This window comes from Occallatibacter sp., from assembly GCF_049582745.1.
Taxonomy (GTDB): Bacteria; Acidobacteriota; Terriglobia; order Terriglobales; family Acidobacteriaceae; genus Telmatobacter.
The window spans coordinates 1-11286 of record NZ_JBAUUO010000035.1; the positions used below are offsets into that span (position 1 = coordinate 1).

At 56.6% G+C, this 11286-nt stretch carries 11 protein-coding genes; all 11 read left to right on the forward strand.

Annotated features, from left to right (window positions below):
- Nucleotides 1–182, forward strand: a 182-nt coding sequence (locus tag WCA10_RS04510) for a plasmid partition protein ParG (RefSeq protein ID WP_472821303.1), incomplete at its 5' end; no start/stop codon positions are given.
- 17 nt (nucleotides 183–199) lie between these two features.
- Nucleotides 200–754, forward strand: coding sequence for a recombinase family protein (locus tag WCA10_RS04515; protein ID WP_472821304.1), 555 nt, complete (start codon nucleotides 200–202; stop codon nucleotides 752–754).
- A gap of 211 nt (nucleotides 755–965) precedes the next feature.
- Nucleotides 966–2042 (forward strand): sensor histidine kinase, encoded by a 1077-nt coding sequence (locus tag WCA10_RS04520; protein ID WP_472821305.1) that lies wholly within the window; start codon nucleotides 966–968, stop codon nucleotides 2040–2042.
- Nucleotides 2039–3439: a sigma-54-dependent transcriptional regulator gene (locus WCA10_RS04525; RefSeq protein ID WP_472821306.1), complete on the forward strand. Its 1401-nt coding sequence runs from the start codon at nucleotides 2039–2041 to the stop codon at nucleotides 3437–3439. The genes WCA10_RS04520 and WCA10_RS04525 overlap by 4 nt, the downstream gene beginning before the upstream one ends.
- A 100-nt stretch (nucleotides 3440–3539) precedes the next feature.
- A complete protein-coding gene (locus tag WCA10_RS04530; RefSeq protein WP_472821307.1) occupies nucleotides 3540–4838 on the forward strand; it encodes a hypothetical protein in 1299 nt (432 codons plus the stop codon).
- 12 nt (nucleotides 4839–4850) lie between these two features.
- A complete protein-coding gene (locus WCA10_RS04535; RefSeq protein ID WP_472821308.1) occupies nucleotides 4851–5261 on the forward strand; it encodes a hypothetical protein in 411 nt (136 codons plus the stop codon).
- A 141-nt stretch (nucleotides 5262–5402) separates the two neighbouring features.
- Nucleotides 5403–7241 carry an FAD-dependent oxidoreductase gene (locus WCA10_RS04540; RefSeq protein ID WP_472821309.1) on the forward strand — a complete coding sequence of 613 codons (1839 nt, stop codon included), beginning with the start codon at nucleotides 5403–5405 and terminating at the stop codon, nucleotides 7239–7241.
- A 12-nt stretch (nucleotides 7242–7253) separates the two neighbouring features.
- Nucleotides 7254–7709, forward strand: coding sequence for a QcrA and Rieske domain-containing protein (locus tag WCA10_RS04545; RefSeq protein WP_472821310.1), 456 nt, complete (start codon nucleotides 7254–7256; stop codon nucleotides 7707–7709).
- 2 nt (nucleotides 7710–7711) lie between these two features.
- Nucleotides 7712–8998 carry a cytochrome b N-terminal domain-containing protein gene (locus tag WCA10_RS04550; RefSeq protein ID WP_472821311.1) on the forward strand — a complete coding sequence of 429 codons (1287 nt, stop codon included), beginning with the start codon at nucleotides 7712–7714 and terminating at the stop codon, nucleotides 8996–8998.
- On the forward strand, nucleotides 8998–10386 hold the full coding sequence (locus WCA10_RS04555; RefSeq protein ID WP_472821312.1) for a c-type cytochrome: 1389 nt from the start codon (nucleotides 8998–9000) through the stop codon (nucleotides 10384–10386). Before WCA10_RS04550 ends, WCA10_RS04555 begins: the two co-directional genes overlap by 1 nt.
- Before the next feature lie 58 nt (nucleotides 10387–10444).
- Nucleotides 10445–11104 (forward strand): c-type cytochrome, encoded by a 660-nt coding sequence (locus tag WCA10_RS04560; protein WP_472821313.1) that lies wholly within the window; start codon nucleotides 10445–10447, stop codon nucleotides 11102–11104.
- Nucleotides 11105–11286: the final 182 nt, after the last annotated feature.

The window sequence follows — 11286 nt, forward strand, 5'->3', positions numbered from 1 at the left end:
AGAAAGCAGCAGTATCAGGAGTCAAAAGAGTGAACGTGAACGTTGAAACAGGTCTCCACAACGCCTTCAAGGCGGCAACCGCGGCGCAGGGCGTCGACATGACGATCGTGCTTTTACAGTTCATCGAAAGCTACGTCGCCAAATACGGATTAGCTCCCAGGCCGAAAAGCAGGCGCGCGTGAAGCGCGCCGTGCTCTATATGAGGGTCTCCACAGTCGATCAGCGCCCGGAGACGCAATTACACGACCTGCGCCAGATGGCCGGCCAGCGCGGCTACCAGATCGTCCAGGAGTACACAGACCGAATCAGCGGCACCAAGGCCAAGCGGCCAGGGCTGGACCAGATGATGACGGATGCCCGCCGCGGCCGCTTCGACGTTGTCCTGGTCTGGGCGTGCGACCGCATCGCACGCTCCACACGCCACTTTTTGGCGGTGCTCGACGATCTAAACCGCATAGGAGTCGAGTTCGTCTCGTTCCGAGAGAACATCGACACCGGCGGCCCGCTGGGCCGGGCCATCGTTATCATCATCGCTGCCATCGCCGAGTTGGAACGCTCGCTGATCGTCGAAAGAGTGCGTGCCGGCATGCGGCGCGCACGGCTTGAAGGTCAACGAATCGGTCGAACTCCGCTGGTCCTGGACAACGCCGCTATCCAGCAAGACCGTCAACGTGGCCAGAGCATCAGACAGATAGCCAAGGGCTATTCCGTCTCAACGGCCACAATCCAACGTGTCCTTAAGAAAACAGCCTGACAAGGCCTTTTCGCCGTGTGACAAAAGGGGTCTGAAAACCGGCCCGCCAAACCGCTCAAAACAAACAGCCGGATCTCGACGATCCGGCTGTGACAAAAACTGTAGGTTCAGATACAGAACCTTGGCCTGGCATCCGAGAGAGGTTCGCCCACTTTCATCGGATTTGGTCGAAGTCACGTCTTATGGGTTTCAAGCACTACACTTGAGCGGTATGCCCAGCCAGCTAGACGAAGACCATGGCGCGAACCGACCAAAGGAACGCGTGCAGAACCTTCTTTGGGTGAGCGGATGCTGGATATTGCCGATTTTAGGACTCGCGTACTGGATTGGACAGAAGCATCCCCTGTCCGCGCTCTTGCTTTCGAGTTTCGCTGCCCTGTTGGCTCCGTTCCCAGTGTTGTTCTACTCAGTTCGCAAGCACCGCCGCTTGCGCGAGCACGTACAGGAGACCGAGGAAGAAGTAGCCCAGTTCAAGCTTCAATTGGACACAGTGCGTTACCGTACTTCCCGCCTGCGCGAGGAGTTACAGGCTGCGGACAGACAGGCGCGGCTGTCACATCAACTCACTCTGCTTGGTCAATTCACGGCTGGATTCATGCACGAGTTCAACAATCCTCTTGCGATTGTCGCAGGTCGCATTGAAGTCCTTCTCGATGAACGCAAGGAGGATCCTGCCCTTTGCGCAGATCTCCAGCAGATGCTCAAAGAGACTCAATACATGAGCAATATCGCGAGCACACTTCTGCAGGCGTTGCGGCGCGAACGCGGCGGGGAAATCTTTGAGGCATCTGTTCCACAAAAGTCTCTGGAAGACGCGCTCAACGCGCAACGTCCTTCAGCTTCAAGCCATGGAGTGAATCTCCTGCTGGAGGCTTCGGAGGTGCCGCGGGTTGATGTGCCGGAACATGTTGTTGGTGAGGTGGTCCGCGGCCTGCTGAGCAATGCCATCGAAGCGCTGAAAGCGCGGACTGACGCCACAATATGGGTGCGCCTCGAGCCCTATCGCACTGCTGGAGCGAGAGTCGTGGTCAAAATCGAGGACAACGGGCCCGGAGTGCCGGAGGATATACGTGGCCATCTTTTTGAACCGTTTGTCTCTCATAGTGCTGGGCGGGAACGGCTGGGTCTGGGGCTGTTTTTGGCAGCCAGTCTGTTGGATATGTATGATGGCCGAATCCGTTACGAATCGAGAAGCGGCGGCGGGGCCAGCTTTGTAGTTGAGCTGCCTCCTGCGCGATTCACGCGCGGGCAACCTTACCATTGGTTTGCTGGAGGAACGACAGAGTGAGCCGCATCCTGGTCATCGACGACGAAGCCGCCCTGGGTGAAAACATCCAGAGAATGCTTCGGACGCCGGGCATTACAGTTTGCACATTCGTCGATCCGATGAAGGGACTTGCGGAGGCGCTTGCGAGTTCGCCCGACCTTGTCCTTTTGGATATGCGCATGCCCGGGATGACGGGCGAGGAGGTGTTTGCGCAGTTGCATGCAGCGCGGCCTTCCCTTCCGATCGTCTTTCTCACGGCTTTCGGATCAGTGGAGGGCGCGGTGTTGGCCATGCGCAACGGCGCATTCGACTACCTTCAGAAACCGTTCAAGCGAGAAGAACTGCTTCTTGTTGTGAAGAGGGCACTCTCTCATTCCACGTTGGAGCACGAAGTCGAGAAATTGAAAGACCGTTTGGAGTCTCTCGGTGAGACAGATGCTGCCCAAAGCCGCAATCCCTCGATGCTGGAGCAGATGGACAAGTGCCGCCGCGCTGCGGCTACCGATGCCACTGTAATGATTTTGGGAGAAAGCGGGACAGGCAAAGAGGTCGCAGCTCGATTCATTCACAACCAGAGCCGGCGGAAAGACGGCCCCTTCGTTCCGGTTGAATGCAGCGCGATGCCTGGCTCGTTGATTGAAAGCGAATTATTTGGGTACGAGAAAGGCGCGTTCACAGGTGCCGAACGCACCAAGAAGGGGCTGATCGAATCGGCCGATGGTGGGACATTGTTTCTCGATGAAATCGGGGACCTGGGGGTGGAGTTACAGACGCGTCTTTTCCGTTTTGTTGAAGAACGCGCTCTCCGACGTCTTGGCGGACTTTCGCAGGTGCGTGTGGATTGCCGCATTTTGTGCGCCACTAACCAGGACCTCGCTGCCAAGATCAAAGCGGGCACGTTTAGGGAGGAACTGTTCTATCGCCTGAGCGTCATCACCGTGAAGATGCCGCCGTTACGTGAGAGGAAGGAAGACGTGCCACACCTGGCGAGGTTCTTTCTGGAGAGGTTCTCTCGCCGCTACGGCAAAAGCCTCACCGGTTCGCCGCTCTTCTATGAAGCCCTCGTGAAAGAGCGCTGGCCCGGCAACGTCCGCCAATTGAAGAACGTCATGGAAAGATTGACCGCCCTGCATCCTGGCGGTGTTCTACGACCAGAAGACGTGGAGGAGGGTGCGCCGCAAGTCGAGGCAACCACCAGCCTGTCCTCACTGCCATGGAAGGATGCCCGCGAACAATATCTGGCCAGCTTTGAAAGCTCCTATGCAAATGCAGTACTGGCCCGCTGCAACGGAAATGTCAGTGCCGCGGCTCGCGAAGCTGGTGTAGATCGAAAGACGTTTTACACATTGCTGAAGAAGGAAAAGGACGCACAGATTGGGGAATCCAACCCCCAACCGCCGGCCGAAAGCGGGGAGTAGAATCCCCAGTTTTTCTTCTCGGTAAGCGCAAGTGGCTCATTCTAAAGAACGCACTCTTTGGTCCCAGACATGCTGCGTAGAGCTGCAGGAGCTCCTGCATATGAAAGTCTGGACTTCATGCCCTAAAGCAATCCTGCTGGTGTTTGGCTTGATCCTGCTGATGCCGCAGCCTGGCAACGCAATACCAGCGTTTGCACGCAAATATGGCGTCAAGTGCTACACCTGCCACACTGTGCCGCCGGCGCTCAATAAGAACGGGTACATGTTCAAACGGCTCGGCTACAGGATGCCTCCGGACGAGATGGACGGAACGAAGCCCGCGCCAAAAATCACGGCACTCGACAAAGACATCCGGTTCAGCTTCATCAACTCGGCCGCATTGTTGATGCAAGCCAGCGTGACGGGCGACAGCAATACCGCCGAAACCGGAAGCACTCCTCCGACGACGTCTGCGTCGACATCGAGTTTCAATATGGACGAAGCGGCGATCTTCTTCGCCGGTCCGGTTCCGGAGACGGGATTCTCGTATTTTGCTCACTACGAGCTCTACCAAGATGGCGACAACTTTCTCGAGCAAGGGTTTGGTGAGTGGACGGGTGGTCGCGCCAACAGCAGCTACTTTGTCAAAGGTGGCGAAATTCACATGCAGGAGGGCGAGGGAACACGCGCAGCGATGTTCTACAACCTCTTTCCGGATCCAGCATACACGCTCACAAACATCGATCCCAACCTCTTCACGCTCGATCAGCACCCGGTGGGTGTCGATGTTGGATACACCTGGGCCTCGAACTACTTCAAGAATATCTTTGCGGCTTCGCTCAAAGTCACCAACGGACTCAATGCCGACGGCAGCGAGATTCTCGCCAACTCGAACCGAAACGGCAAGGACGTGTGGGCAGATGCCGATTACTCGTTCGGGCCTGACGGCGGCGTCACGGTGATGATGTACCGCGGCTCAAAAGATCAGGTCCAGAATGCGGGCGCTGACAATGAATTCACGTATCGGCCGAACTTCTACCGGGTTGGCCTTTTAGGCAACTATCTCTTCTTCGACAAGCTGGACCTTCTAGGTGGCTATATCTATAGTCACGACGACTGGCAGACTGATCCGGCTGGTCCAAAGTCAAAGTTCACCGCCAACAGTGTCCGCGGCGAAGCAGATTACTACTTCAAGCCAGGCACCGTGATCATGGCGCGCTTTGACCACTCGCCCCAGAAAGCAGGCTTGAATCCGACGATGCATACGCAAGCTTGGGGCGTCGGCGCCGAGCGCGCTCTTACGGAAATGGGCAACATTGTGGTGCGTGCGACCTATAACCAGGAACACGACGGGGATCCGGTCGCCCTGCTGGGCACGACTGACAAGTTATTCAAGGTTGATTTTCGGTTCATGTGGTAAGGAGAGGCTGAAATGTACAAAGCAATTCGCAATCTTGCTCTCGCCGGGTATTGCTCCATTTCCATGCTGGCGATAACGCAAAGCAGTAACGTAACGCTTCCGCAAGATAAAGGACCGGACAAGATCAACGTATCCACATACTCGCCTGACCTGCAGAAGGGATACAAGGTATTCACGGAGAAGTGCTCCAAGTGCCACACAATTGCGCGACCAATCAACACCACGATGACGCGCGTGGAGTGGGAGCGCTATGTAAAGCGCATGATGCACAAGCCGAACTCAGGCATCAACGACAGCCAGGGCAAGACAATATTCGAATTTCTCGCATACGATCAGGAGAATCGCAAAGACAAGAATCCGTCGGCGTTCTTTAAGTCGCTTAGCGATGAAGAGATTGAGAAGCTGAAGGCGCAACAGCACTAGAGCGAAGTGAAGCCGCTCTCGTGTGGCCTCCTGCCCGGCGAGCAAGTAGGTCGCTCGCCGGGGCCTCCTTCATGACCTTGCAGCAAGGCGATACGGGTTCCTTTCGTAGAGAAATTTGTAAATAGGCAGATTGGGGAACGGATGCGCTATTCCATCACGGTTCCGGACCGAGAGTACTTCGACAAGAACATCCCTTGTCGAGCTGCGTGTCCGATTCATACTGAGTGCGGTCGCTATGTACAGGCCATAGGAATATCGAAGGACGAAGAAGCGTATCTGCTGGCCCGAGCGCCAAATCCATTCGCATATGTCCTGGGGCGAATCTGCGCGCATCCCTGTGAAGACAACTGCAGGAGAGGCAAGATTGATGAGCCCATTGCCATCTGCGCGCTGAAGCGTTATGCGACCGATCGCCACAATCTTGGCACGGGCCACGATCCGGTCAGGAAGAAACTCCCTCCAGCTCCCCGGCGGGGAAAGAAGATTGCGATTATCGGCGCGGGTGTGTGTGGACTCACGTGCGCCCATGATCTTACCCTCCTGGGATACACCGTCGAGGTCTTCGAATCAGCGCCTGTGCCTGGCGGAATGCTCTATCTCGGTATCCCGCAGTTTCGACTACCGCGCGAGATTATCAAGATGGAAGTCGATAACATCCTAGCGATGGGAGTCACGCTGCACACGCGTGTGACGCTCGGGCGTGACATATCGTTCGCGGAGCTTCGTTCAAAGTTCGACTCTGTTCTGCTGGCTACAGGACTCAATAAGGGACGCGAGCTGAACATCCCCGGCGCTCATTTGCAGGGGGTCTACAACGGCATCGATTTCTTGATCAACGTCAATCTGGGATTTGAAATCAATTTAGGCAGGCGCGTTGTGGTTGTCGGCGGTGGCAACGTGGCGATCGATGTGGCGCGTGCCGCGGTGCGGTTGGTGCATGAAGCGGTCGATTTTGCCGAAGAGGACGAGGATGCGAAAGGTTTACAGCCAGCCTTTGATGCGGCCCGCATGGCTCTCCGCTCCGGTGCCGAAGAGGTAGAGCTTGTCAGCCTCGAATCCCGGGCGCAGATGCCCGCGTGGAAAGGTGAAGTGGACGAGGCCGAGCATGAAGGCATCGTGGTCGACAACGGCTGGGGCCCGAAGGAGATCGTCGGAGAAAACGGCGTCGTCACCGGACTTAAGGTTCGCCGATGTCTCACCGTGTTCGACGAAAATGGCCGCTTCAATCCAGCCTTCAGCGATGAAGAAAAGATCATCCCTTGCGACAGCGTGGTCCTCGCTATCGGCCAACAGGCGGACCTCTCGTTCCTTAGCAGTGACCAGGGAGTCGAAGTAACACCCCGCGGCATCCTCAAGATTGACGAGAACCTGATGACCACATCGCCTGGCGTGTTCGCCGGAGGCGATGTGGCGTTTGGTCCACGCATTCTCGTCGAGGCCGTTGCGAACGGCCATCGCGCCGCACGCTCCATTCATGTTTACCTTAGTGGCAAGACAGCCAAATCCGTGCTCAGTCGATTCCGCATCCTGCCCAACTGGGAGATGCCGCGCGGATTCCTAACGATTCCGCGGCAGAAGATGCCGGCTCTGGCAGCAAACAGGCGCATAGGAATCGCCGAGGTGGAGCTGGGCTTCGACGAAGAACAAGGCCGTGCAGAAGGAAAGCGCTGCCTCAACTGCCAGGTCAACACCATCTTTGACGGATCGAAGTGCATTCTGTGCGCCGGATGCGTCGATGTTTGCCCCGAGAATTGCCTGCGGCTGGTGGACCTTGTGCAGGTAAGCGGCGATGCTCGCTACGACGCGCTGATTCAAAGCCGATACGGCATGTCCGCGGCTCGACTGCAGGCGGGCCAGGCCGGCGCAATTATCAAGAACGAGGAGAAGTGTATTCGCTGTGGTCTTTGCGCCCAGCGATGTCCAACCGAGGCTATCACCATGGAAGCGTTGGAACAGCAGGAAAGAGAAGTCTTTGAATAGGGGAGCCCAGGCATGAACCGTCGAGCATTTCTCAGTTGGGGAACACTAGGAGTGGCCGCGCTGTGTTCAGCGGTCGGCGTCAGTCTGGCAGCCGTAATTCGCTTCCTGATGCCGAACGTTTTCTACGAGCCGCCGCAGTCCTTCAAAATCGGGCAGCCGGCCGATTTTCCCTTTGGGCCTCCCACATTCCTGGTGGACGAAAAGATCTTCGTGTTTCGCGATCGCGACAAAGGTTTTGCCGTGGCAAGTGCAGTTTGCACGCACCTGGGCTGCACGGTTGCATACTTCCAGAGCGACCAGCGTTTTCACTGCCCATGTCACGGTAGCGTATTTGGACCCAATGGCGCGGTACAACATGGCCCAGCACCCCGCGGCTTGCAGTGGTTTGAGGTGACGCAAGCCCGCGATGGAATGCTGCGTGTCGATAAAGACAAGGTTGTTCCGCCCTCGTACCGGTTGATGGTGTAACGATGAATCCGATCCGCGAAATCTGGCAATCGATCGTGCGGCGGGATCCGCTGTCCACCGATAAGGGAAAGTCCGAGCTGGTCTTTCTCAACGTGTGGCTGCACATCCATCCCGCCAAAGTGAAGAAGGAAAACCTCAAGTTCAAACACACCTACTTTCTGGGCTTCATTACCTTCTTTCTTTTCCTGATCCTGCTCACAACCGGCATAGCTTTGATGGCCTATTACAGGCCGTATCCATCTGCCGCCTATCAGGACATGAAGGATCTCAGGTTCGTCGTTTTCATGGGGCCTTTTCTGCGCAACATGCATCGCTGGGCCGCGCATGGCATGGTGATCTGTGTCTTCCTGCACATGTGCCGCGTCTTCTACACCGGCTCTTATAAGAAGCCTCGCCAGTTCAACTGGGTCATCGGAGTATTTCTGCTGCTGCTCACGTTGAGCCTTTCGTTCACCGGATACCTGTTGCCCTGGGATCAGCTCGCGTATTGGGCCATCACGGTGGGAACCAATATTGGCAGCTACGCGCCGCTGGTCGGCGGCCAAGTCCGGGAACTTCTGCTTGGCGGCCACACCGTTGGAGAAGCCGCCCTGCTGCGCTTTTACGTGTTGCACGTAGCAGTGTTGCCGGCGCTCATCATTCTGTTCACCATCGTTCACTTCTGGCGAGTCCGCAAAGATGGCGGCCTCTCGCGGCCCGTTTGGAAACTCAAAGAGCAAAAGCAGGAAGCGCTGGTCACCATTGGAGCGCCCGCTAAGGTTGCACCGCTGAAGACGCAGGCAGCTTCGCAGTCTAAGACTTACGGGCTCATGGAGGTCGTAACCGGCAAGCCGATCTTCGAGACCATCTCGCCGGAGGAGGAAGAAGACTCAGTCTTCTCATATCCGTATGCTTTTGTTCGCGAGGCCGTCGTACTCATGGCGACGGTCACAACCATCATGACCATCTCGCTTTTCTTCAATGCGCCGCTTGAGGAACTCGCCAATCCTGCAAAGACGCCCAATCCCGCCAAGGCGCCGTGGTACTTCCTCGGACTGCAGGAACTCGTCAGCCACTCGGCATTCCTGGGCGGTGTGGTGGTGCCTGCGCTGATGGTGATCGCGCTGATTGCAATCCCATACTTCGACAGAAATCCAAGCCGGCGCCTTTCCGATCGCAAGTGGGCTCTCTGGATCTTCACTTTCTTCGTGGTCGCGAATCTTGCCCTGATCGTGATTGGTACGTTCTTCCGCGGACCAGGCTGGGCGTTCGTTCCACCGTGGGTTCATGTTGTACCGGGGGCTGAGTGATGGAACGCAGACTTCAGCAGATCTTTTTCGTGCTCAGTATCCTCGCCCTTGGCCTGATCCTCGCAGCGGCTTGGCAGGCCAACACGCCTTCGTGGAAGACATTTCAACGGAACTACCTACAGTTGGAAGCGCAGGAGGAGCCCAACGCGATTACGAAGGCCGCCGTTCTGGCCACACCGCCTGAGATCCACCAGGTGATGCTCACCGGCTTGCAGCGCGTCGACCGCTGCACAACGTGTCACCTCGGAGTCGAAGATCCGACGATGAAGAATGCGCCGGAGCCGTACCGCTATCATGCAGGCCTCGGACCGCATGTGCCTTCCAAGTTTGGCTGTACCATTTGCCACGGCGGTCAGGGACTCGCCACAGACAAAGACAGCGCACACGGCAACGTCGCATTCTGGCAAACGCCGCTTCTTCCCAAGGAATACGTCCGTGCCTCCTGCGGGCGGTGCCACAAGGAAGGCGACGTCCCGGACGTTCCCGAATTGACCGAGGGGCGTCACCTGTTCGAAACGCAAGGCTGCCGAGGCTGCCACAAGCTCAATGGTGTCGGCGGTAGCATCGGTCCCGACCTCACAGAAGAGGGCGCGAACCTCCGTTCGCCGGAATGGCTTGAGCGCCACTTCCTTGCGCCGAATGCGGTCTCTTCGGGCTCGGCCATGCCGAACTTCCATTTCACCAAAGAGCAGGCCCGAGACCTTACCTACTACATGCTTTCGCTTACAAACGAAGAGATGGGCACCTATTACTCAAGCGTGCGCCTGATTCCCAGTCCCGAATATGGGCGCCAGCTCTTTGTCGAGAAGAACTGCATTACCTGTCATACCATCGGCGGGGTGGGCTCAAAAACCGGGCTGGACCTTTTAGGTGTCACGAAGCGCCACTCGACTGAATGGCTCGACGAACAATTAGTGAATCCTGAACTCGTGTACCCGGGCAGCTCGATGCCCGAATATGACCTTGAGACCAATGCACGCAAGGCGCTGCTCGCATTCCTCTCATCTGCAACGTCGGAGGACATGCAATCCATCTTGTCGAAGAAGCCGCGAGCTCTCACACCGGAAGAAGTTTCAGTCGAAGTCGGCAAGCAGGACTTTGCACGCTTTGGGTGCGTGGGCTGTCACGGCACGGAACTACAGGGTGGAGTCGCTAATCCCAATGCTCAGGGTGGGGAGGTGCCAAGCCTGCTGCATGTCTCCGACGACTATACAAAGGACGAGGTCATTGCGATCATCCGCAACGGACGCGTTCCGCCAAAAGATAATGTTTCGGGCCCGACTCCTCCGCTATATATGCCGCCGTGGAAGAACGTATTGAGCGACGAAGATATCAATCGGATCGCAGACTATTTGTGGTCAAAGCAACAGAAGAAAGAGACGTGGTAACGGGCAAGTTCGGATTGTGCCAGCGAATTCAATCGGAATGCCGGGACCTGATATCCGAATGCAGACCGAACCTAATGGGGAGACTCATCGCGTGAAGCCGACCTCCAAATTGCTGCTTGCCATCTCTCCTGCTTCCGTGTTGTGCTTCATCTTGGCAATGGCCACGGAAGCTCAGTCTCCAGGAGCGCGGAGCAGTGCAGCCGATAATCCGCAGATCCGGCCCAGCTATCCAATTCCCAGAAACCTGAAGGTCCTGCCGCATGACCTGAGCGGACAACAGGTCCACGAAATCATGGAACAGTGGGGACGCTCCCTCGGCGTGCGCTGCGACTCCTGCCATGCAGATGCAACTGAAACCAGCGCAGCCGACGACAAATCACAGCTCAATTACGCAGATGATTCCAAGCCGCTCAAAGCTGTTTCGCGAGCGATGTATAGGATGACCGAGACCATCAACGCGAACTATATCGCTAATATCGAAAACTCGGGAATCCCGGTAACGTGTGGCACCTGCCATCGAGGTCATATCGGGCCCGAGCCTTATGATGGACCGCCGGTCAAATCGCCGCCTCAGCCTCCACTTACGTCAAGCAGCATCACTCCTCCCAAAAGGACGCCCCAGGGTGTGTGTGCTGCCCTAGGAAATGAAGAAACAATTGCCAAACGTCTTCGGAGAACAAAGACCCAAAAGAACGACGGCGATGTACGTCCTCAGTAGGCTCTTCGCAAGCGAACCTCTCTCGGATGCCAGGCCAAGGTTCTGTATCTGAACCTACAGTTTTTGTCACAGCCGGATCGAGGAGATCCGGCTGTTTATTTTGTGTGGTTTGGCGGGCTGGTTTTGAGACCCCTTTTGTTACACATCGAAAAGGGGCTGATCAGGCTGTTTTTCGAAGGACA

Excerpts from the sequence above, each read along its gene's own strand:
- WCA10_RS04515 (WP_472821304.1), top strand. The coding sequence starts at position 200 with ATGAGGGTCTCCACAGTCGATCAGCGCCCGGAGACGCAATTACACGAC.
- WCA10_RS04520 (WP_472821305.1), top strand. The coding sequence starts at position 966 with ATGCCCAGCCAGCTAGACGAAGACCATGGCGCGAACCGACCAAAGGAA.
- WCA10_RS04530 (WP_472821307.1), top strand. The coding sequence starts at position 3,540 with ATGAAAGTCTGGACTTCATGCCCTAAAGCAATCCTGCTGGTGTTTGGC.
- WCA10_RS04535 (WP_472821308.1), top strand. The coding sequence starts at position 4,851 with ATGTACAAAGCAATTCGCAATCTTGCTCTCGCCGGGTATTGCTCCATT.
- WCA10_RS04540 (WP_472821309.1), top strand. The coding sequence starts at position 5,403 with ATGCGCTATTCCATCACGGTTCCGGACCGAGAGTACTTCGACAAGAAC.
- WCA10_RS04545 (WP_472821310.1), top strand. The coding sequence starts at position 7,254 with ATGAACCGTCGAGCATTTCTCAGTTGGGGAACACTAGGAGTGGCCGCG.
- WCA10_RS04550 (WP_472821311.1), top strand. The coding sequence starts at position 7,712 with ATGAATCCGATCCGCGAAATCTGGCAATCGATCGTGCGGCGGGATCCG.
- WCA10_RS04555 (WP_472821312.1), top strand. The coding sequence starts at position 8,998 with ATGGAACGCAGACTTCAGCAGATCTTTTTCGTGCTCAGTATCCTCGCC.
- WCA10_RS04560 (WP_472821313.1), top strand. The coding sequence starts at position 10,445 with ATGCAGACCGAACCTAATGGGGAGACTCATCGCGTGAAGCCGACCTCC.